The sequence below is a fragment of the Shewanella pneumatophori genome (genome assembly GCF_023283895.1).
Classification (GTDB): domain Bacteria; phylum Pseudomonadota; class Gammaproteobacteria; order Enterobacterales; family Shewanellaceae; genus Shewanella; species Shewanella pneumatophori.
This window is the reverse complement of sequence record NZ_JAKILB010000004.1, coordinates 34,940-57,322: the sequence shown is the minus strand read 5'-3', so window position 1 is coordinate 57,322 and position 22,383 is coordinate 34,940. Positions and strand designations below refer to the sequence as shown.

The window sequence follows — 22,383 nt, the reverse complement described above, 5'->3', positions numbered from 1 at the left end:
GAATAAGGCATAAATGCGATTGCGGCAGAGTACTGCTAACGCCTTTAAAGGTCAACTGACTAGCAGCCTTGAGCTTGAACACAGCCCTGAGCAAGAAACCAGTCCTGAGCATAAAACCTGCCTTAAGCTGTATATCCCCCCCAAGTCCTACTTTTGCTGATGGTAATTAGGTATTAAACATCTAAAAGTAAAATTGATCCTTGCTGCATCAACTTTTAACCGCTTAGGTAAAGAGTGTTCCCAATCGCTCTGCATCGGCCAGTGCATGATCAGTAAATCACCGCTCTCTAAATTCACGCACTCTTTTTGCAATGTTTGTTTATGGCGAATAAAAAAGTCACGGCTAGCGCCCAATGTCACCGACGCAATATCAGTACCTGACTGGATCTCTTTTTCATCGTCACTATGCCAGCCCATCGACTCGTGGCCATCTGCGTAGCGATTGACTAAAACACCATTGGTTTGTAAACCAAATTCACGTTCCAGTTTAAAACGCAGCTTTTGCGCGTAATAAGGCCAAGGCTGCGCTTCGATAAATAAACCCGAATAAAAGTAATCACAACCTTTATCAGCAAACCACACTTGGCTGCGTGGAATAGGATGATGCTTGCCGAAAACAAACACCGCAGGACGAGTAAGCGGGTAATCTTCAACTTCTTTAAGTAGAGCAGCCTGCTGAGCAGTATTTAAATAGCCCTTAATAAGGGTATATGGAGCAGATAGCTCAGCTGCTTGTATTTGTTCCGCCTTGGCAGTATCTATTTTGACTTTAGTTATTACTGTCTCTGCCTGAGCGTCATGAGCAACACTAGCATTAGCTTTTTCACTATGGTTATCATCAAGTTTTCCATGAGTGTCAGCTTTAGCTTCAGTCTTATTCTGCACACGCCCAAGTTGCTCGAAATCAAAGTCATCTTGCTTCATCTTTGCCTCTAGCTTTTGCTCTATTGATCATAGCCACTTACGGAGTCGAAAAGTCCATCATTGACATCATATACCTGAGATCATAAATCTGCGATAATATGCGCCCTAATTTATTTGGCACTTATTGGCATATGACTACACAATTTTCTGTATCGGGTGTTGAACTCGAACTCTTCCGTTACCCTAGCAGACAAGAATCGAATCTGCAGGCATGGGACGCTGCCGATGAGCACCTTATAAAGCACTTAATTGATAGCGAGCAAAAACCTGTCAATACTGCGGTTATAAACGATAACTTCGGTGCGCTAACTGCTGGGCTATTATCAATAGCACCAAGCTGGCCGCTAACATTAGAAACTGACGCAAAAACAAGTTTACTTGGCACAAGCCAAAACCTTGAACGTAATCAATTAGCCACTAATACCATAACTTGGGTAAATAGCCGTGATGAGCTGCCACAAGGTCTTGAATTGGTATTGATGAAGTTACCTAAAAACCTTAACTACTTCGGCCACCAGCTAAGCAGACTGTCACAAGTTCTGCCAGCAGGCACGCAAGTATTGATTGGTGCTAAAGCTAAATCGATTAATAAATCGTTATTAGAAACCATTAGCCAAAATCTTGGCCCTGCGAGCGCCAGCCTGACTTGGAAAAAGACCCGAGTTATCACTTGTGTTAGTGATGGCAAAGCTCGCACTTTACCAAAAGCCACAACTTGGTCAGTACCAGAGCTTAATTTGCAGATCAGCAACCTAAGCAATGTATTTGCTGCTAATAAGTTAGATATTGGCGCACGCATCATGCTGGATAACATGCCAAAGGGTGACTTTAAGTCAATTGTCGATTTAGGTTGCGGTAACGGTATTTTAGGCTTGCACGCCAAACAGGTTTTCCCAGAAGCTTATATTCATTTTATTGACGACTCTGAAATGGCCGTTGCGTCAGCAAGAGAAAACTGGCAAGCGAATAAACTTGATAATCCTGCGCTTGTCGGTGAGCAAGCCACTTTTGGCTGGGATGATTGTTTAACCAATATGAGCGAAGGCTTCCGCCCAGATCTTGTCTTGTGCAACCCACCTTTCCATCAAGGTGAAGCTATCACCGACCATATTGCGTGGCAGATGTTTTTAGACGCCTTTAGACGTTTAAAGAATGGCGGCATTTTACATGTTGTAGGTAATCGTCACTTGGCTTACCACATAAAATTACAACGGATCTTTAAAAACTGCACCACGGTTGCCTCTAACGGTAAGTTCGTTATTTTGCAGGCACAAAAGATCAGCAAAAAGGCGCAAGATATGGATGCTTTTGATACCCAAGTAGATCTAGAAGCCCAAACAAATGATGAGCCACATCCTCAAAGTGCGCTCTACGGCAAGCCAAAGTCAAAATAACGATAGCCAAAACAATTGAAGGTGAGCATTAAGCTCACCTTTTTATAGGGCCACGTTTACCATTAAGGCAATTATCCTTTAGCTTTCTCTTCAACCAATACCCGATCAACGAGTTGCAGTGCCGATGTCATTCAAGAAAGAGCTAATCTTGAGCAGAATGATGCCCGCGACCAATAAGCTCCATCACAAATAGCTTATAACGATAAGCCAATTGGTTGTCTCGAGCATGACCATTCGCCAGTAACTTAAGATTTATCTTTTATAACCTTAGAGTGAGTTAACTCAACTTGTGGCGGTAACTCTGGTTTTTGAGTATTTGGCGGAGCAAACAAGGCGCCTAAGCGCTGAGATAGTGTGCGATTAGGAGCAAAGCACTCAGCAAACATATCGCGCCACTCTGTAAATGTGACCACCAGCGGATTGAAACTATTTATTGGTTTAGTAATTCCATACTCGACAGTCCCAACCTCTTTTTCGTAAGTACCAAATAGTCGATCCCAAATAATCAAAATACCAGCATAGTTTTTATCTATGTATTGCGGATTACGACCATGATGCACCCTATGGTGTGACGGTGTGTTAAACACCCATTCAAATATGCCTAACGACTTAATTGATTGCGTGTGCACAAAAAACTGCAAGCCAAGGTTTAAAAGCACCACAAAGACTACCCAATTCGGATCAAACCCGACAATCACTAATGGCAACCAGAAAATCCACATGCCAGCTAATGGATACATTAAGCTTTGACGAAATGCAGTACTAAAATTCATGTTTTCAGAGCTATGATGCGCTACGTGCGCTGCCCACATCCAGCGAACACGATGACTAGCACGATGAAACCAGTAATAGCAAAAGTCTTGCGCAACCATTAGCGCCACAAAAGTTGCGGCATTCATTTCAATATCAAATAAGCGCCAACCAAAAAACATTAAGTACAATTTCGCAATCAATAACCCCGTGAGAATATCGGTCAATTGATGCATAGCCGCCAACCCGAAATTACACAGTACTTCAGGTAAATGATAACGAGCATTAAGGGGTAACTTGTTTTGCCTGTCACCGACATACCACTCGAGTAAAATGCACACAAAGAATACTGGTGCTAACACCAGTAGCAACACTTCGGGATGAGCAATCAGTGAATTAAAATCCATCTTTTATTATCCTTGTATTTATCAGTCTGACGCTAATGCTCGAATACGCCGACGATGCATCGGTCGCTACCAGCGGGCAAAGTGATCTTCAGTTAGCCCTAGCACTCGGTTTAACCTATGTTCCTCGCCAAAACTATCTATGATATAGCCATCGAAATAGCCGATGTACTGCCTAAAGTTACTTTTTAGAACCCCTAGGTTAAGCTTCTCTTGGCGGCAGTTTTTCGGCATAAAACTGAGTTCTACTTGGCCATTATCTGAGTAAATACGCCATTGCCCAGTAGAACTATCTTTGCCTCTGGGACGAGTAAATTGAAAGTGCACAGCCCCAAGTAAGTGCCGCTCGCCGTTATGCCAAAATACATTCTCATGACAGCCCGTTTCATTAACGCCGGCAGCTAAGTTCAAGCCTATAGTGCCCTGCTCGCTGATACAGTTAATACTGGCCCAACGCCAACTGGTATCACGGCGCATATAACCCGCACTAAAATCATAACCAGCAGTGGCTCGTTGCAGCGGCTGCGGCTCATGATTTATCACTAAACTCCCCTTCAACGCTAAGCCGTTATGTTTTTGGGTATAGGTCCAGCCGTTATAGCCAGTCGGGTTACACATAGCCATAGGTAAGCTCAACGCCTGAGGCTGCAAGCTCAAATCCGCCTCAATACCTAAGGTATCAAGCTTGAGCTGCCACGCCCCTTCGTTTATCACAAACGCTATAGAGCCTTTGCCGCTGGATATTTTGCCAATACCTTGCATTGGTGACTCTGCACTTTGATAGCCTAAGCCAAAAGGTTTAAGCCAATTACTTTCTATTAACTGGTTTTGTTTTATATCGTAAAGGTAACAAAAGGCACTGCCTACATAGCGTATATCAGCCAATGCCACACCAATAACGTAATGCGGCGTGACGATGCTAACAAACTGAAACTGCTTATAATCAAAATACTTAGCCCACTTAGATGCGGGGTTATCCATTTCATTAAAGTACTTGAACTGCTCAATTCCCAGCTGAGTTACCGGGCCGTCAAAATGGCCGTAAACCGGACAGCCAGCATCATCAATTAAGCTCAAAGGTGCGTTTGAACTAGTGAGCCTTTTAGGACTCCAAGGCAGATCATTGGCAGGTATCAATCGTTAGCTCCAAGCGAGTATTTGACCTTTTACTCTAACTGGAACTGAAGCTGGTTAAAAGTGAATCAGCGACTTTTTGTTGCGTACTTGTAAATCAACTGAGAATAAGTCACAAAAATAGCGCCTTAGGTAGCGCTACTTTAGAGGGGGAACTTACACAAGAAGGATTAAAAACGATAACTCATACCAATACTCAAGTTTTGTACAGTTAGTTCTTGAATTGGAATATATTGGTACTCAATGTTCATACCTAAACCCGATTTAAATCGAATCCCCCAACCTACAGCGGTGAACAGGTCAACATCCCTATCACTAATAGACTTAACGCTATCATTACTAGCTTCTAAATCGTAGCTAAGCTCATTAGCGCTAGCCCCCAATTTAGCGTAAAGGCGATTGCTTTGAGACAGCATATATTCGCCATACAGAGCTGTTCTAAAGCCGTTATATTCTATGTGATTAACTTTGGCTATTATCCCCACAAATGCGCTCATAATACCGCCGCTTCCTGAAAAGTAACCCGCTTCAACGCCAAAGCTATCCTGCCACATATAGCGATAATAAATGTCGTACATAACATTATCACCACTCGTTGAGCTATCAATAAAAAGAACTGTGTAGCGCTGGAATACCAACGCTATTCTGGTATGCTGAGGCCATCAATTTTTTGCTAATTTACGATAATAATGAAATCTTTACTTTTAATACTGACAACCACTTTAACTATGGTTGGTTGCGCTAGCCAAGGTCCATCTCACATAGCATTAAATCCAGAAGTTCCAGCGATTACTGTGCAAACAGAGACCGAACTTCCTGTAGCGCTAGAGACGATAGATACTCGTTCTGCCAACTTTATTGTCCGCTTTAATGATGGCGACAAAGCGGCACGCCTAGTCAGCCCAACTGAAGCGCCAAGAGTACAGATGGATCAAGTCTTTAGACAAGGCTTTACTCAAGCGGGTTATCGAATCGACCCAAGCGCAGTAAACCATATGCAAATTCAGCTAGAACAGTTACTCACTGACGTACATGAAAGCACTTTCGGTTTTGAAGCTAACAGCCAAGTGATTATTAACGTCATAGCCAAAAACGCTAATCAAGAACTAACAAAGCGCTATCGTGCCAAAGGGTTATTAAAAGGCCCTCTTGGAGCAGATTTTGCGACGCTTGAACTTGAGATGAACAAACTTATTGGTGAATTGACTCGCGACATTATTAACGATCCTGAACTAAACCAGTTCATTCAACAATAACCAGGCCGCTTACGTAAATATAAGGAAATAAAATGAAATCTTGGATTTTAAAAGCGCTGGCACCTATTAGCTTATTACTTGCAAGTCAGCTCAGCTATGCCGTCGATATCCAACCCAACACGCTTTACCCGCAAGTAGAGTTAGATACTAGCATGGGTAAAATCGTAGTGGAACTTGATAGAACCCGCGCGCCAATAACCGTTGATAACTTTCTGACTTATGTGGTTAAAGGTCACTATGACAATACGCTCTTTCATCGCGTTATCGCCGACTTTGTAGTTCAAGGTGGCGGCTTAGACTTAAATAAAGAAGAAAGACCAACAGCAGAACCTATTGTTAACGAGTCGGGCAACGGTTTATCAAATCTCACTGGCACCATTGCAATGGCGCGTGAAGGCGAGCCACATACTGCCACCAGCCAGTTTTATTTCAACGTGGTAGACAACGAGAAATTAGATCCCTCTTCTCGTCGCTGGGGTTACGCAGTATTTGGTGAAGTCAGCTCAGGTATGGAAGTGCTCCAAGCAATGTCTCTAGTACCAACTGAATTTAATACCAAAATAGAATGGCCTGACTTTCCGGTTACAGACATAGTGCTAAAGAAAGCCACCTTACTACCTCGAGATTAAGAGTTATTTTCGCGCAAGCTCTAGATTACTTAAGATTCAATTAATAGGCTTTAATAACCGATTAAGAATTAACGAGTTTGCAACAAAAGTACAGTTAAAACGAAATATTTCGAGCAGCCGCCGTCATTATGTGCCTATACTTATTTGGTAAAATTAAGGAGGCGGCTCAATGACAGCGGATGAGTTCATTGATGGTAAGGCGCCCCAGCTGGCTTTCTATGGAAAAGCATTTTTGAGTGATCAACTCGACTTCAATGAAATCCAGATGTATCTATGGGACACCCTTGAAGAATGGCAGATGTACAATCATCAGGGTGATGCGCAAACAGATATGGAACGAGTGTTTTGGCACTTACTACATGCCTTTGATAAATGGCCCTCTTGGGCGATTAGAGGAAATCAATTTTTGCGAAAGCAAATTGACGACTGCTGCGACTATTTAAGTCTCGGAGGTCAAATTCCTCAAGGCTGTATAGGGATCAGACCTTAGCAACCATACCATTGTTTACACCTGAGTATTGAATACTCAACCAAAGCCCGAACCAATTATGGTTTGGGCTTTTTATTGGAAAATTTTTATTATATCAATTTGATAATCACTTTTATTACGCTTAAGAGCTGCCTATCTTTCTATATTATTAGTCGCAGTCATCAATATTTGATTGCAATAAAAAGCACCATACTCGGCACAGCACTGAATATTATCTTGAACCCTACCACTGTCCTACGTAAGCTAGAATGACTCAGTGTTAAACTTAGGTGAACCGCCTCCGTGCATTCTTTCTTTTCGCGTTTTAAAGACGCCGCATCCATCTATTGTCACAAACGAGTCCTCATCTTATTGCTGCTCGGTTTTTCTGCTGGCCTGCCCTTAATGTTGGTATTCTCAACCTTATCCTTTTGGCTTAGGGAGGCAGGCGTTGACCGTACCGCGATTGGTTATTTTAGCTGGATAGCACTGGCCTACGGCTTTAAGTGGGCATGGTCGCCGTTAGTTGATCGCATGTCACTACCTATATTTACTCGACTCTTAGGCCGGCGACGTGGCTGGATGATGTTCGCTCAGTTACTGCTGGTGATTGCCATACTAGGTATGAGCCAAAGCGACCCGCTGATTGATCTTGAAAGGCTCGCGCTATTTGCCTTAATGGTTGCCTTTGCCTCGGCGACCCAAGATATTGTTATCGATGCTTTTCGAATTGAATCCGCTCCGGTAAAAATGCAGGCCGCGCTCGCCGCCGCATATCAAGTCGGTTATCGTAGCGCTATGATTGTAGCCACCGCAGGTGCGCTCACCATTGCCGCTTGGATTGAGCCTGATAGCGAAGCTTACAGCTTAGTTTCTTGGCAAACTGCCTATATCGCTATGGCGGGGTTAATGATGATAGGTATTTTAACCACATTATTTAGCAGCGAACCCACTGTTGAAACAAAAGATGCAGATGAAAAAGAAGCTGCACTTAAAAATAAATTTGCCGCTAAATACCCCAAATTTATTGCCGCCAGTCTATCTTGGCTTTATACCGCCAGCGTATTGCCTTTTATTGATTTCTTTAAACGCTATGGTCGTAGTGCAATTCTTATTTTGCTGCTGATCTCTTGTTATCGAATTTCCGACATAGTGATGGGGATTATGGCCAACGTGTTTTACGTAGATATGGGCTTTTCAAAAACTGAAATCGCCACATTAAGTAAAATCTACGGTTTGATTATGACACTCGTTGGCGCTGGCGCAGGTGGCTTATTAATCGCCCGCTACGGCACCATGAAAATACTCTTTCTTGGCGCCCTGTTAGTTGCTGTCACTAACTTATTATTCGCCTACCAAGCCATGATTGGTTACAACGTTAGCTTTTTAACCTTTGCGATTTCGGTAGATAACTTTAGCGCGGGTATCGCAACAGCCGCCTTTATCGCTTATCTATCGAGCTTAACCAGCAGCGGTTACAGCGCGACTCAGTATGCATTATTGTCATCTATTATGCTATTGTTCCCTAAATTCGTTGCTGGCTTCTCTGGCGCCTATATTGATGCCTTTGATTATGTGAGTTTCTTTATTGCAGCTAGCTTAATCGGCTTCCCTGTACTTGGGCTAATTATGCTAGTACAAAAATATGCACCTAATCCTGCCTCAAATGAACAGGAGCAAGATGAATTACTAAAGCAAGATAGATCCAAGGAGTTCGGAAATTAAGCTAAGTTTGGCAATTTCTAACGATGGTTTAGCTCACTAACAAATGAGTAATATCGATAATTTTTGTGACTTTAGACATTCAGCTTTGACGGAGAGAAATCTAAAGCCATGAAATAAAAGCCTTTTAAACTTGGCCCTTTATTTGCTTTAAGCTATGTTAACAAAATAACTAACTTGGAATAGTAAAAGGAAAGAATATGGATATCGGTCAAATTATTATCGTTGCAATCATTGTTTTTGCCATCTTTGGAACTGACTTTTTTAAATACCGCTTTCGCATGAAGCAGCTTGAAGCAAAAATAGATAGTAGTGACAAAATGAAGCTTATTGATGAAGTGAAAAGCATTCAGCATCGTTTGGTGGTTTTGGAGAAAATCATCACCGATAAAGGTTATGAAGTTAACGAAGAAATTAATAAGCTAAAAGATTAATCCATATTACAAGGGCTGCTAATGCAGCCCTTATAGAGACAAAATACCTAGGTAGATTAGTCTCTAAAGTTATTAAACTGGAATGGTTGACCTAGTTCAGACTCACGAGCAAGCGCCATGACTGCTTGTAAATCATCACGCTTCTTACCAGTCACTCGAACTGAATCACCTTGAATAGATGATTGCACTTTCAGCTTACTGTCTTTAATCAGCTTAATCAGCTTTTTAGCAACTAAGGTTTCAATACCCTCTTTGAATCTCACCTTTAAAGAGAAGGTTTTACCACTGTGAACCGCTTTCTCATCAACATCCATTGATTTAGGATCTACGTTACGCTTACTCATCTGCATACGTAAGATATCAACTAGCTGACGAACCTGAAAATCATCTTCAGCAGTGAGAGTAACCACATGGTCTTTGTACTCGATGGTGGCTTCTTTGCCACGAAAATCAAAGCGTCCTTTCAATTCACGAACTGAATTATCAACCGCGTTACGCAGTTCAACTTCATTTACTTCTGAAACAATATCCATTGAAGGCATAAGTTTGATCCTTAAAAATGTTTATGGGCGTATTTTACGCATTGCGCTGCTGAACTTGAAGCAAATAAACCATTAAATCGTCTGAAATCTCGGCTTAGAGGTGACTTTAGCTATGGGTTTTCTTATGATTGACGCAAATAACACAAATGACGATGACGTGATCAATAGACAGGCTATTTTTAAGTGGGCACTAGCATTAACGCTAATCTTAGTAAGTTACTTGGTTTTCTCTAAGCCAAACTACTATCCAAGTGGGATCCCTAACCTTGATAAAATTGGCCATGTTGGTAGCTTTTTTATGCTGTCTTATCTGACCTACCTAGCCTTCAAGCCTAAGTGGTACCTGCTTGCAGTCATTCTAGCTGGCTACGCTATATTTATCGAAATCGTGCAATCCCAGCTTTCATATCGCAGCGCTTCATTTGCAGATTTCATCGCCGATATGGTCGGTATTTTACTTTTTTATACTAGCCACTGGCTTTACAATCGTTACTTTAAAGCAGCTAAACTTTTCGATTCTGATAACCAATAATGCCTACACAATCTATTAAAAAATCGGCCTTGATCAAGATCTGCATTTTAGGTGCCGGCGCAATTGGCCAGCTTATTTATCATCAATTAGCTGAGCAATCACAAAGTCAGTTGAGTTTTATTAGCCGCGACGCTTTTTCATCAGTGCAATCGCTACATTTTACAACTCTTGATGAGCAAATCATTAACCGTAAAGCTGCGCTTATCGGCCAAGCTGACTATCAAACTCATCTTAGCCAAATTGATCTACTGATTGTTTGTGTTAAAGCCTATCAAGTCAGTGATGCGCTTAAACCCATTTTACCGCTGCTTTCAACTAGCACACACATTCTATTGCTACACAATGGAATGGGCCCTCACTTAGAGGTTATCTCACTACTTAAAGGCCGCGGACTAAGTCTAGGCACCACTTCTCAAGGCGCGCTGAAATTAGATAAATGGCAGGTAAAGCAAACTGGTAGTGGCCTAACTCAGTTAGGTAGCAGCCAAGTGCTGACGCAATTACCGCAACTGCCAGTACCGCTAAAACAGTTGTTACTAACTGCTATTCCCCATAGTAATTGGTATAGCGAGATCTTACCGCTATTGTGGCAAAAACTTGCTGTTAACCTTGCTATAAATCCGCTCACCGCGATTTTCAATTGTCCTAATGGTGAGCTAGCTGCAGACAAATATAATCAAGTTATTGCAGATGCTGTAAGCGAATTGGTAGGGGTAGCAAAGCATGACGGCATTGAACTTGATTTAGATGTTCTTCTACAACGGGTTTATCAAGTTATTGAGCTAACGGCGAATAACTTCTCGTCGATGCATCAAGATGTACAACATCAAAGAAAAACTGAGATTGATGCCATTAACGGCTTTGTATTGCAAAGAGCGGCTGTCCACCAGCTTAAAGTCCCCGTTAATCAATCTTTATTGCAGCAAATTAAACAGATTGAAGCTAAATACGAGTAAGCCACCTCTAATTGTTCTAGCAATATCACCTACTCACCCTATCTATCCCAATGCCTATAGATTTAGCCGCTAGCAACACAACTGCGGCTAGGCAAACCTCTGTTTATTAACAATCAATAAAAGCTAGAAAAAGTTGATAATTCATAAACTAATACGACGTATTTTATAATCCTGACTAGAATTAGTTCTGTATTTACATTTTTGTAGTTAGACAAAAAGGCAGAGCTCATGCAAAGAGAGCAATGGAACTCAAGGACAGGTTTTATTCTCGCCGCAGTTGGTTCGGCGATTGGTCTAGGTAATATTTGGCGCTTTCCCTATATGGCGTACGAAAACGGTGGTGGCGCATTTTTTATCCCCTATTTATTTGCCATGTTAACCGCCGGTATCCCATTTATGATAATGGAGTTTAGCCTAGGGCATAAACATCGCGGCGCAGCTCCTCGTGTATTTGCCAAGCTTGGAGAGTCGCTTGGCTTTAAGCTGGAATGGCTCGGTTGGTTTCAAGTCTTTATCGCAGCCGTTATCGCTATCTATTACGTAGCAATTATCGGCTGGGCCATCTCTTATTTTGTCTTTTCAATCACCCAAAGTTGGGGCACCGATACCAATAGTTTCTTTTTTAACGAGTACCTGCAACTTGGTGATAACTCGCCCACTAAATTGGGATCTCTGCAATTTCATATAGCTATTCCGATGGCAATTGCTTGGGGAATTACTTCGTTAGCGGTTTTTAGCGGCGTTAAAGGCGGTATTGAGCGAGCAAGTAAAATAATGATGCCACTGCTATTTATTATGGTATTACTATTAATTGGCAGGATTGTGTTGCTACCCGGCGCGCTCGACGGACTTAATTACCTATTTAGGCCTGATTTCAGCATGATTTTAGATGTTAAAGTTTGGTCTGCGGCATATGGACAGATCTTTTTCACTTTAAGTGTTGGTTTTGCCATTATGCTCGCCTACTCCAGCTACCTGCCTGAAAAATCAGATATCAACAACAATGCTTTTATGACGGTATTGATTAACTGCGGTTTTTCAATTTTAGGCGGCATTATGATCTTCGCGGTGCTCGGTTATATGGCGGCAGAGCAAGCCAAGCCCATAACCGATGTGGTGACATCTGGTGTAGGTCTGGCTTTCGTGACAATCCCCGCAGCCATTAACCTCCTGCCACTGCCTTACATTTTAGGGCCGCTGTTCTTTCTGGCTCTAGTTGTTGCAGGCATTAGCTCACATATCTCCATTATTGAAGCAGTTGTTGCGGCCGTAATCGATAAACTTGCAATATCACGTAAAAAAGCAGCGCTAATGGTGTGCGGCACCGGGTTTACGGTTTCAATGGCATTTTCAAGTAATGGTGGTTTACTGCTTTTAGACCTAGTCGATTACTTTATAAATAACATAGCCTTACTAACAAGCTGCCTTATCGAGTTAATTATTCTGACCTGGTTATTTAAAATTGCCGATATCCGTGACTATGCCAACCAATGCAGCGAGTTCAGTGTCGGTAAATGGTTTAACCTTTGCCTCCGCTTTATTGGGCCAATAATGTTGGCCATCATATTGATTAAGAATCTAATCAATACCTTAAGAAATGGTTATGAAGATTACCCAATTGCAGATCAGATTTTTCTCGGCTGGGGCTTGATTGCGCTCATGCTGTTTGCCGCTATATTTATTAGCTTAGTTTCGCGAGATCCAAATAAAAAACCTGCGAGATGAGGAGAGCCGCACATGACTACCGGTGCAATTATTATGATGATTCTGGCATTAACCATAACTTGGGGCGGTGCCGGAGTGTGTATTGCAATTGCAATGCGAGCAGCGAAATCTAAGTAGACTACTGTTAGTCGATTACGCTAAGTTTTTTGTAGATAACGACCCTGCACTTTGTAACGCTCAGCAATAAACCTTATTACAACAGCTTGAAGCAGACCATGTTGGCCTCTACAATCGTAGCAATTCTTCGCTTATGACCTAAAAGCATGTCGCCTGATAATTCCACACTAAATAAGCAGCAATACTCCGCGCCAACCGCATTTCTATCACTTAGAACAAGTTTATGGCTGTATTTAGCTTGTTGCTGTTTAGTTATTTTCAGTGTGCTTTTTCTAGACCGTCCCATTTCAACTTGGATGCATCACAACATTGATGCTAGTGCTTTGTTTAAGCCTTTAAGCCAAATGCCTTTATTATTTGAAGTGCTGTCAGGGTTGGTTATTTTGAGCTGTTTAGTCGCTAAATTTCGAGGCAAAGTAGCGGATCTGGCATTAGCACTTGTCTTCACCTTAATGAGTGCCACCATTCTAAGAGTTGGTGCTAAATGGGTATTTGGCAGGACTTGGCCAGAAACCTGGTTGCATTTGGACAGTGGCGGAAATCCATCTTGGATAACCCACGGTGTTGAGGGGTTTCACCCTTTTATGGCAGGTACAGCCTATAACTCGTTTCCATCCGGTCACGCGCTGTTTACCTTTGCGCTTGTCAGTGTTTTCTGGTGGCGCTTGCCTAAGTTTTACCCGCTTTGGTTAGCGGCTATGTTGGGAGCAATTGCTGGGCAATTAGGCCAAAACTATCATTTCCTTGGCGATCTACTTGCTGGCGCTACTTTAGGTGTACTTTGCGCGCAAGTATCAATCCAGCTAAGTAAACTGATTATTGCAAACAAGTCATAGCGCAAACCGTTTTAGCTCCACATCACCAATATTGCAGCTACAGCAATTAAGATCAGCGCCAGCATATCCTTAATCTTTACCTTATCTTTTAGCCATAGCGTTGCGATAAGTAAGGTAAAGAACACCTCAACTTGGCCAAGCGTTTTTACATAAGGCACAGCTTGTAGCGACATAGCACTAAACCAACCAATTGAACCAATACAGCTTGTAGCACTAGTTAATAACGTCAGTTTGGGCCTTTGCATTAAGCCCTCAAGGGTATTTTTATCAACAAGACTTGAGTAAATCAGCAGAACAGTGGTTTGAATCGCAATCACAAATAGCAGCACCCAAGCAGCGCGGTGCGGAAACGGTAAATCTAGATTTAAACTCGCCTCCCGCACCCACAAGGAAGTCAGCGCAAAGGCAGCTCCGCAGGCAAGCCCAAGTAATATAGTCGCAAATGAAAGCTGTTTAACGCCGCCTTTACTACTGAGCATAAATACCGCGATACCACCTATCAGCACGCCTATCCAACCTAAAAACGATAGCTCGGTGCCAAAAAATACCACTCCTAAAATCGCTGCAACCAAGGCTTCACTCTTGGCAAGCCCAGCCCCCACGGCAAAGTTTTTCATTTTAAACAGTTTTACCATTAAGGCTGTTGCCAGTATTTGCATTGCCGAAGCGCCCAGCACATAGGCACTAAATTTAACGGTAATAAAAGGTAAACCTACGGGCTGCCAAATATATAGTCCTACCAAATAGGCGATAGCTATCGGGGTTGCCCAAATAAAGCGCGCCAGCGTCACACCTGCAATATTGACATCTTTACTGAGCTGACTTTGAAACGCATTGCGCCACGCCTGCATAAAGGCTGCAAGAAAGGTAAAAAAGATCCAAGTCATAGAGATTAAATTGCGGCTTAAGAAAAACGTTATTATGCCAGCACAAAATGCATTGTTGGCACTAATTCACTAATACTGAAAATAACTACTGAAAATACAAAAAGCCAAATCATCACTGACTTGGCTTTTTGATGTAAACCCGATAAATAAATTACAGCCCGTAAGTGTAACTAGCCCCGAGTCCTAGTGGGAAACCTAACGCCCAATAAGCCAGTAACCACACACTCCAAATAGATAGCAGCGCTAAACTAAATGGCAGCATCATAGAGATAAGTGTACCAATGCCGATGTTCTTCACATAACGCTGACAATAAACAACAACCAGCGGGAAGTATGGCATCAGTGGTGTAATGATGTTTGAACTTGAGTCGCCCACACGATATGCCGCTTGGGATAGATCAGGGCTGATATTAAGTTGCATTAACATTGGCACAAGTACAGGACCAATCAATGCCCATTTAGCCGATGATGAACCCACAAATAGATTCACAAAACCCACTAGAATAATCATACCTACAACGGTAATTTCAGCAGGTAAGTTAAGTGCTTTAAGACCACCAGCACCTTCAACCGCAATCAAAGCACCAAGGTTAGATGCCGAAAATGCCGCCACAAACTGCGCACAGAAAAAGGCCATAACGATGTAGTGCGACATGCCGCTCATCGATTTAGACATAGCCTGAACAACATCGCCTGAAGTCTTAAAGGCTCCGGTCATATAACCGTATACCAAACCTGGCAGCATAAAGAAGATAAAAATAAGCGGTACAATTGACTGCATCAATGGCGCTTTAAAACTGGTTAGTGAACCATCAGCGTCACGCAGTGTTGAGGTTTCTGGCACAGTTAACGAGAAGAATGCTGCAATCGCCACAACCATGACTAAAGTCGCGATGCGGAATGCTTTGATCTCAGATGGCTTTTCTTCTTCCATTGCAGGAAGATCTACCTCTTCACGGTTAACCTTGTGCGTGCGGTTAAGGCGAGGCTCTAGCACTTTATCTGTTAGATACCAAATAAGTAGCGTGATTGGAATACAGGATGATGCTGCAAAGAACCAGTTATTTAGCGGGTTAACTTCAATATCTGGATCAACAATTTGTGCCGCAGCTTGAGTAAAGCTTTGCAGCAATGGGTCAATACCTGATGGAATAAAGTTAGCGCAGAAACCACCAGATACACCGGCAAACGCTGCTGCAATACCCGCTAAAGGATGACGACCAACAGTAAAGAAGATCACACCAGCAAGCGGAATAACTACCACATAACCAGCATCAGTGGCGGTATGAGAAATAATACCGACTAACACAACTGCAGGAGTTAGAAACTTAGCAGGAGTAATTTTCAACATGCGCTTAAGCGCTGTGTTAATAAAACCCGAATGCTCAGCAACACCCACACCTAACATTGCCACTAACACTACGCCTAATGGTGCAAATGCAGTGAATGTGGTCACCATCGAGGTTAAAAAGTGCGTTAATGCATCAGCACTTAACAGGTTATTCACTACAATCGGTGAATTAGTACGTGGGTCTATGGCATCAAAGCTTACGCCTGACAACAATGCCGATAACGCCCATACTGCAAACATTAAAATCAAAAATAGCATTGCAGGATCCGGTAACTTGTTACCTACTCTTTCAATGCTATCTAACGCTTTACCCAACATCCCTTGCGGCCCTTGATCCTCAAGCGCCTGTTTATCTGCTTTCATCATTCAACCTATTTTATTATGTCTCACATTAAACTGAACAAATGGCTGTAAATGCCATAATACGGCTTAATACCGAGTATTTTTATAACCTACTAGAATAAATGCCCAATCTGTATTTAAACTTAAATCATATCGATAAAAACAATAAAACCCTGTGATAAAACAGGGTTTTATATTTTTTAACCACTAACTAGAAGAATAAAATACTTTAAACTTACTTACTAGTGTCGATAGGGTCAAACGACTTAACTAAATCATCAATGGCTTTCATTTGTGTTAAGTAGTTCTCTAATTGATGCAGTGGCAATGCACATGGACCGTCGCACTTAGCGTTATCAGGATCTGGATGGGCTTCAATGAACAAACCCGCTAAACCAAGTGCCATACCGCTACGTGCAAGTTCAGTAGCTTGAGCGCGGCGTCCACCAGCACTATCGGCACGTCCACCTGGGCGTTGCAGCGCATGAGTCGCATCAAAGATCACTGGGTAGCCGGTTTGCTTCATTTCATCCATACCTAGCATATCAACAACTAAGTTGTTGTAGCCAAAGCTTGAACCACGTTCACACAGCATGATTTCATCATTACCCGCTTCGTTAAACTTAGTGATGATATGACGCATTTCGTGTGGCGCTAAAAACTGTGGTTTTTTCACATTGATGATAGCGCCGGTCTTTGCCATAGCAACCACCAAATCGGTTTGACGAGCAAGGAATGCAGGAAGCTGGATAACATCAACCACTTCAGCAACTGGCGCACACTGGTGTACTTCATGTACGTCAGTGATTAATGGCAAGTTGAAGGTTGACTTAATTTCTTCAAAAATCTTTAAGCCTTCTTCCATGCCTGGGCCACGGTAAGAGTTCACTGATGAGCGGTTAGCCTTGTCAAAAGACGCCTTAAACACATAAGGGATCCCTAGTTTTTGCGTCACTTCAGCATAGGTCTCTGCAATTTGCATTGCTAAGTCACGTGACTCAAGCACGTTCATACCACCAAATAACACAAATGGCTTATCGTTAGCGATCTCAATCGAACCTAAACTAATGATTTTATTGCTCATCAATCTTTTCTCTCTTCGTGAGCCAAGGCCATTGCCTCGGCATTATTCAAATACATTGTCGCTGCCGCGTTAACTCGCCACAGCTTGTAAAATCTGGCCGCAAATCCATGCCATATAAGTGCCTAAAGCATAGCCTAATACCGCAAGGAGCACACCTACTGGCGCCAAAGCTGGATGGAATGCTGCCGCAACAACAGGAGCCGATGCTGCTCCGCCAACGTTGGCTTGGCTACCCACCGCCATATAAAACAGCGGCGCTTTAATCAATTTAGCCACGATTAGCATAAAGCTTGCGTGCACTATCATCCAAATCATACCAATGGCAAAGTACCAAAGGTTTTCGGTATCGGCGAGTTTTGATACATCCATATGCAAACCAATGGTCGCCACTAGAATATATAAAAACGCTGAAGCCACTTTTGATGCTCCTGCCGCTTCTAAGTGGCGTACAGGACTAAATGACATAGCTAAACCAATTGATGTCACAGTGACGATTAACCAGAAGAATTTCGAGGTTAAGCTGTAATCACGGGTCCACGGATAATTAGTTTCAAAAAATGGTCCTAAGAAATCCGCGGCAATATGCGCTAGACCTGTGACACCAAAACCAACTGCTACAATCATCATCAAGTCATTTAAACTTGGAATGCGTGCGTTTTCAGCGTGGTACTTCTCAACTTTATCTTTTAATGCTTCAAGCGCCGACGTGTCAGCGCCAGTTTTGGCATCTATCTGCTTAGCTTTTGATGCCATAAACAGCAGCACCGCCATCCAGATATTAGCCACAATCACGTCAACGGTGATCATAATCGAAAAGATATCACCGCCCGCTTCGTAAATCTCTTTCATTGCGGCTTGGTTGGCACCGCCGCCAATCCAACTACCCGCTAGCGTGGTCATGCCGCGCCATACAGCATCAGGCCCTGTCACACCTAAAATTTCTGGGTGAATTGCCGAGACAATTAATAATGCAATTGGACCGCCAATAACAATACCAACAGTACCAGTTAAGAACATCACAATCGCTTTAGGGCCTAATGACAAAATCGCTTTTAAATCGACACTTAAAATCAATAAGACCAAACAAGCAGGTAATAGATAACGTGAAGCGACATAATAAAGCTGCGATGCATTACCATCAATAATATCGAAAGTATTTAGCAAAGACGGCAGGAAGTAACACATCAATAATGCAGGTACGAATGTATAAAACTTCTTCCAAAACGCATTACTGCTATTACTGGTGTAAAACACAAAACCAAGCACTACAGCCAAAATACCTAACGCGGTTGCGTCGTTCGTCACCAGCGCACTGGTCACTGTATCCGTACTACTCATGAAGTCTATCCCCTTGAAATTGGCAGTTTTTGCCTAATTATTATTTTTTACATCAATTTGTTGGTGTCGCTATTTTTGTTTTTATTGCGCAGCTAGTGCGTATTGCTTGTTAACACTGCGCGCTATTTTTACTAAGGTAAATCTATTTCACACGGGTGTATCAACACAAAAGGGCCTTATTGGCCCTGTTGTGTTACTTAATGGAAAGTCTCAACTTCCTCTTTAAGTTCTTTCAATTGCATTTTCACCAATTCAATCACTGGATCGTGCGGACTGTTCTCAACAAAATGGGTTAAGTCAGCCGCAGCAACACTAATACAACCCAGTTGCTGGGCGATAAAAGCACGTTCACGATTTAAGTTTAAATCGTCGCTATGCCATTGCAGCAACAAGTTACAACATTCAAGTGCAGGCTCGAAATTATGCGCAACAATACTGCCGGCTTTCATTTCATGAAGCATACGCGAAAGAATGCGCTTAACACTCGCTGGTTTTAAGTAACTAGGCTTAAACTTAGCTGCATTACCTAACTCACCGCGCACAAAGACATGTAACTGATGTTTTGACAAATCTGCACCCGTTAATGGGTCAATGTAGCGCACCACATCATCAATACGGCTATACAGAACAGTTTGACCTGGCAATAACAACAGCTCAAGCTTCAAATCTAACTGCTTTGCTAGCAGCATTAATACCGTTGCTAAGGTGGTGCTGTTACCTTGTCTTGAGGTGATGCATTTGCCTAGATCCGCTGACTCTGCGCTGTAATAGTCTTGACGAGGACAAAAGCCTAAGTCGTTATAGAACCAACGAAATAGTCCATTTAAACGCTCATGTCTATCGACCACGTAAAAACTCAGCACTGAGCCGGCTAATTCTAACCAAGCCCAGTTGGCATTTTTAAGCTTAGAAAAACCTAAATGCTCAGCAATTTCAAAAGCCGTTTCTGGCAGTTGAATAGAATCTTTTTGGGTTAAATCAGCCATTAACCGAGTAACACCCCTTGCTTAAGGATCGCAAGTTTAGCTGCATATACAACCCAACCAATTGCGCCGAATGCCGCAAATACTTTAAATAACGCGTTACGATCTGCTTTAAGTGCGATAGTCGCTAATGCGATATAAGCAACTACAGCGCCCAACTTTTCAGTCATCCAAGGATCGACAAAAGGATACTGCTTAATTTGGAAGCACAAGATCAAACCTGAAAGCAGTAAGAAAGTATCAATAACGTGAGGCGCTATTTTAATGGCTTTCTTTTGTAGTACAGGAGATTTACGCATATGGAGCACAAAACGGACTAAGAAAAACAATACGCTGGTCGCGATAAGCGTTATGTGCATGTGCTTAAACGCTGGATATAAACTGTAAAAAGTGTCCATGAATAAAGGTCTGTTAGCTGATAAAGGCGGCTAGTGTACCCCATACCTGAATCCATAACCAATATCCCGCGAATACAAGCTGTAGAACTGCTCAAAGTTTAGCCTTGTACTTTTTTAAATCTCTTAATTTAAACAAAACTGCCAATAAAAAAGGCACTATAAAAATAGTGCCTCTTAGTAACTGATGTTAGCGATTTAACGCGGCCAACGACCAATAGTGCAGCGATCATTACTGCCAAAATCTCTCACTGTTGCCACGTTCTCATAGCCCAGTTCAACTAACTTTTCTCTAAGCTCAATCGCTTGCTGATAGCCATGCTCAAGCAGCAAGTAACCGCCAGGTGCTAAGTAATCACGTGCGCACTCAGCAATATGAAACAGATCAGCAAAACCTCTTAACGGTGCGGTTAACGCGCTTTGTGGCTCAAAACGAACATCACCTTGAGATAAGTGTTCATCTTCTTCGTCAATGTAAGGTGGGTTAGACACGATTAAGTTAAAGTCGTAACACTCAACGGCATCAAACCAATCACTTTGAAACACATCAACTTGTTCAAGCTTTAGGTTAGTGCGATTTTCTTTGGCTAATGCAACAGCATCTTCCACTTTATCAATTGCACACACTTGCCATTCATTGCGCTCATGGGCCAGTGACAAAGCAATCGCGCCAGTTCCTGTCCCCAAATCGAGTACTTTAGCGTTTTCAGCTAAAGGTAGATTCAGCGCCGTCTCAACTAAAATTTCAGTATCAGGGCGTGGAATAAGCGTGGTTGGATTAACCCTAAACGGCAGCGACCAAAACTCACGTTCGCCAACAATGTGGGCAATAGGATTACCGCGTAAGCGTTTGGCGAGCATTTGCTTGAACTCAGACACTTCTTCTGGCTCTAAGCTTTTTTCAGGCCAAGTGTATAGATAGCTGCGCGGTTTGCTAATAACGTGAAGTAGCATCACCTCAGCATCGAGTGATGCTGAGTCTGAAATGCTTTCAAGCTGAGAAGAGGCCCATTTAAGTGCCCCTGAAATAGTTAGTTGCAAGGAATATCCTTATTCATCTGTAGCACAGTATGAGAGAGGTGAAGCTTATGCTTCACCTAGTGCTGCAAGCATATCCGCTTGGTTCTCTAAAATGAGAGGCTCGATAACGCAATCGATATCGCCTTCCATAAATTCGCCTAGACGGTACAGAGTTAAGTTAATTCTGTGCTCACTAACACGACCTTGTGGGAAGTTATAGGTACGAATACGCTCAGAACGATCACCAGAAGATACCAAGTTACGGCGGGTGCTTTCTTCTGCACTGCGACGCTTCTCGTCTTCTACTGCTTGAATACGTGCAGCAAGTACGCTCATCGCTTGGGCACGGTTTTTGTGCTGTGAACGCTGATCTTGACACTCTACAACAATACCCGTTGGAATATGGGTAATACGGATTGCCGAGTCAGTTTTGTTTACGTGCTGACCACCAGCGCCTGATGCGCGGAAGGTATCCACTTTCAAGTCGGCTTTATTAATTTCAATTGCTTCAGCTTCTGGCACTTCTGGTAATACAATCACTGTACAAGCAGAGGTGTGAACACGGCCTTGAGACTCTGTTTCTGGCACACGTTGTACACGGTGTCCGCCTGACTCAAACTTCAGCTTACCGTAAACACCGTCGCCACTGATTTTAGCAATCACTTCTTTAAAACCGCCATGCTCACCTTCGTTGGTGTTCATGACTTCAATCTGCCAGCGTTTGCTTTCGGCAAACTTGCTGTACATACGGAATAAATCGCCAGCAAAAATAGCCGCTTCATCACCACCCGCACCGGCGCGAATTTCGATAAAGCAGTTATTGTCATCATTAGGATCTTTTGGCAGTAGCAGAATTTGCAATTCATCTTCTAGCACTGCAATTGTAGCTTTTGCTTCTTTGTACTCTTCCTGAGCCATCTCTTTAAGATCGGCGTCGTCTTCTTCCATCATCTCTTTGGCAGATTCTAAATCTTCTTCTGCTTGTTGAAATGCTTTAAAAGCTTTAACCACTTCTTCTAATTGAGAGTATTCCTTAGACAAGGCGCGAAAACGCTCCTGATCAGCGATAACACCAGCATCGCTCAGTAACGCCAATACTTCTTCATTACGTTCAAGTAAGCCTTCAAGCTTACGAATCACACTGTCCTTCATTTAAACG

24 protein-coding genes are annotated in these 22,383 nt (G+C 42.6%); 11 read left to right on the top strand and 13 right to left on the bottom strand.

Features of this window, described 5'->3' with window-relative positions:
- Positions 1 to 147: 147 nt before the first annotated feature.
- A complete protein-coding gene (locus tag L2740_RS07490) occupies positions 148 to 924 on the bottom strand; it encodes an alpha-ketoglutarate-dependent dioxygenase AlkB family protein (protein WP_248949434.1) in 777 nt (258 codons plus the stop codon).
- Positions 925 to 1,055: 131 nt separating this feature from the next.
- Here L2740_RS07490 and L2740_RS07485 point away from each other — a divergent pair, with 131 nt between their 5' ends.
- Entirely contained in the window at positions 1,056 to 2,318 is a 1,263-nt protein-coding gene (locus tag L2740_RS07485; protein ID WP_248949433.1) for a methyltransferase, read from the top strand.
- Between the two features lie 245 nt (positions 2,319 to 2,563).
- Here L2740_RS07485 and L2740_RS07480 read toward each other — a convergent pair whose 3' ends face one another.
- The 3 genes from L2740_RS07480 to L2740_RS07470 form a co-directional block, all read right to left on the bottom strand.
- On the bottom strand, positions 2,564 to 3,475 hold the full coding sequence (locus L2740_RS07480; RefSeq protein WP_248949432.1) for a sterol desaturase family protein: 912 nt from the start codon (positions 3,473 to 3,475) through the stop codon (positions 2,564 to 2,566).
- Positions 3,476 to 3,541: 66 nt separating this feature from the next.
- Entirely contained in the window at positions 3,542 to 4,606 is a 1,065-nt protein-coding gene (locus L2740_RS07475; RefSeq protein ID WP_248949696.1) for a DUF2804 domain-containing protein, read from the bottom strand.
- Between the two features lie 170 nt (positions 4,607 to 4,776).
- Positions 4,777 to 5,244, bottom strand: a complete 468-nt coding sequence (locus tag L2740_RS07470; RefSeq protein ID WP_275974090.1) for an outer membrane beta-barrel protein — start codon at positions 5,242 to 5,244, stop codon at positions 4,777 to 4,779.
- Between the two features lie 51 nt (positions 5,245 to 5,295).
- Here L2740_RS07470 and L2740_RS07465 point away from each other — a divergent pair, with 51 nt between their 5' ends.
- The 5 genes from L2740_RS07465 to L2740_RS07445 all read left to right on the top strand — a co-directional run bounded on the left by L2740_RS07465 (position 5,296) and on the right by L2740_RS07445 (position 9,116).
- On the top strand, positions 5,296 to 5,862 hold the full coding sequence (locus L2740_RS07465; protein WP_248949430.1) for a YajG family lipoprotein: 567 nt from the start codon (positions 5,296 to 5,298) through the stop codon (positions 5,860 to 5,862).
- 32 nt (positions 5,863 to 5,894) lie between these two features.
- Entirely contained in the window at positions 5,895 to 6,491 is a 597-nt protein-coding gene (locus L2740_RS07460; protein WP_248949429.1) for a peptidylprolyl isomerase, read from the top strand.
- 169 nt (positions 6,492 to 6,660) lie between these two features.
- Positions 6,661 to 6,981, top strand: coding sequence for a hypothetical protein (locus L2740_RS07455; protein WP_248471037.1), 321 nt, complete (start codon positions 6,661 to 6,663; stop codon positions 6,979 to 6,981).
- Positions 6,982 to 7,263: 282 nt separating this feature from the next.
- Positions 7,264 to 8,685 (top strand): AmpG family muropeptide MFS transporter, encoded by a 1,422-nt coding sequence (locus L2740_RS07450; protein ID WP_248949428.1) that lies wholly within the window; start codon positions 7,264 to 7,266, stop codon positions 8,683 to 8,685.
- Positions 8,686 to 8,882: 197 nt separating this feature from the next.
- Positions 8,883 to 9,116, top strand: coding sequence for a hypothetical protein (locus L2740_RS07445; RefSeq protein WP_220780053.1), 234 nt, complete (start codon positions 8,883 to 8,885; stop codon positions 9,114 to 9,116).
- Positions 9,117 to 9,172: 56 nt separating this feature from the next.
- Here the strand turns inward: L2740_RS07445 and L2740_RS07440 are convergent, their stop codons facing one another.
- Complete coding sequence (locus L2740_RS07440; protein WP_248949427.1) at positions 9,173 to 9,658, bottom strand: YajQ family cyclic di-GMP-binding protein; 486 nt, start codon at positions 9,656 to 9,658, stop codon at positions 9,173 to 9,175.
- A 124-nt stretch (positions 9,659 to 9,782) separates the two neighbouring features.
- On the opposite strand from L2740_RS07440, the gene L2740_RS07435 reads away from it, so the two are divergent.
- The 5 genes from L2740_RS07435 to L2740_RS07415 all read left to right on the top strand — a co-directional run bounded on the left by L2740_RS07435 (position 9,783) and on the right by L2740_RS07415 (position 13,824).
- Positions 9,783 to 10,190: a VanZ family protein gene (locus L2740_RS07435; protein ID WP_275974089.1), complete on the top strand. Its 408-nt coding sequence runs from the start codon at positions 9,783 to 9,785 to the stop codon at positions 10,188 to 10,190.
- On the top strand, positions 10,190 to 11,146 hold the full coding sequence (locus tag L2740_RS07430; protein WP_248949426.1) for a ketopantoate reductase family protein: 957 nt from the start codon (positions 10,190 to 10,192) through the stop codon (positions 11,144 to 11,146). Before L2740_RS07435 ends, L2740_RS07430 begins: the two co-directional genes overlap by 1 nt.
- Before the next feature lie 228 nt (positions 11,147 to 11,374).
- Complete coding sequence (locus tag L2740_RS07425) at positions 11,375 to 12,871, top strand: sodium-dependent transporter (protein WP_248949425.1); 1,497 nt, start codon at positions 11,375 to 11,377, stop codon at positions 12,869 to 12,871.
- A 12-nt stretch (positions 12,872 to 12,883) separates the two neighbouring features.
- The gene (locus tag L2740_RS07420) at positions 12,884 to 12,988 is read left to right on the top strand and encodes a MetS family NSS transporter small subunit (RefSeq protein WP_248949424.1); all 105 of its coding nucleotides are present in this window, start codon (positions 12,884 to 12,886) and stop codon (positions 12,986 to 12,988) included.
- Between the two features lie 146 nt (positions 12,989 to 13,134).
- On the top strand, positions 13,135 to 13,824 hold the full coding sequence (locus tag L2740_RS07415) for a phosphatase PAP2 family protein (protein ID WP_248949423.1): 690 nt from the start codon (positions 13,135 to 13,137) through the stop codon (positions 13,822 to 13,824).
- A gap of 11 nt (positions 13,825 to 13,835) precedes the next feature.
- Here L2740_RS07415 and L2740_RS07410 read toward each other — a convergent pair whose 3' ends face one another.
- The 8 genes from L2740_RS07410 to prfA form a co-directional block, all read right to left on the bottom strand.
- A complete protein-coding gene (locus L2740_RS07410; protein WP_248949422.1) occupies positions 13,836 to 14,711 on the bottom strand; it encodes a DMT family transporter in 876 nt (291 codons plus the stop codon).
- A 151-nt stretch (positions 14,712 to 14,862) separates the two neighbouring features.
- Positions 14,863 to 16,425 (bottom strand): AbgT family transporter, encoded by a 1,563-nt coding sequence (locus L2740_RS07405; RefSeq protein ID WP_248471049.1) that lies wholly within the window; start codon positions 16,423 to 16,425, stop codon positions 14,863 to 14,865.
- A gap of 214 nt (positions 16,426 to 16,639) precedes the next feature.
- A complete protein-coding gene (kdsA, locus tag L2740_RS07400) occupies positions 16,640 to 17,488 on the bottom strand; it encodes a 3-deoxy-8-phosphooctulonate synthase (RefSeq protein WP_248471050.1) in 849 nt (282 codons plus the stop codon).
- Positions 17,489 to 17,557: 69 nt separating this feature from the next.
- Positions 17,558 to 18,826 carry a DUF819 family protein gene (locus tag L2740_RS07395; protein WP_248949421.1) on the bottom strand — a complete coding sequence of 423 codons (1,269 nt, stop codon included), beginning with the start codon at positions 18,824 to 18,826 and terminating at the stop codon, positions 17,558 to 17,560.
- 197 nt (positions 18,827 to 19,023) lie between these two features.
- Positions 19,024 to 19,812: a transglutaminase family protein gene (locus tag L2740_RS07390; protein WP_248949420.1), complete on the bottom strand. Its 789-nt coding sequence runs from the start codon at positions 19,810 to 19,812 to the stop codon at positions 19,024 to 19,026.
- Complete coding sequence (locus L2740_RS07385; RefSeq protein ID WP_248949419.1) at positions 19,812 to 20,207, bottom strand: SirB2 family protein; 396 nt, start codon at positions 20,205 to 20,207, stop codon at positions 19,812 to 19,814. Before L2740_RS07385 ends, L2740_RS07390 begins: the two co-directional genes overlap by 1 nt.
- Before the next feature lie 195 nt (positions 20,208 to 20,402).
- The gene (prmC, locus tag L2740_RS07380) at positions 20,403 to 21,245 is read right to left on the bottom strand and encodes a peptide chain release factor N(5)-glutamine methyltransferase (RefSeq protein ID WP_248471054.1); all 843 of its coding nucleotides are present in this window, start codon (positions 21,243 to 21,245) and stop codon (positions 20,403 to 20,405) included.
- A 45-nt stretch (positions 21,246 to 21,290) separates the two neighbouring features.
- Complete coding sequence (gene prfA / locus L2740_RS07375; protein WP_248949418.1) at positions 21,291 to 22,376, bottom strand: peptide chain release factor 1; 1,086 nt, start codon at positions 22,374 to 22,376, stop codon at positions 21,291 to 21,293.
- Between the last annotated feature and the right edge of the window lie 7 nt (positions 22,377 to 22,383).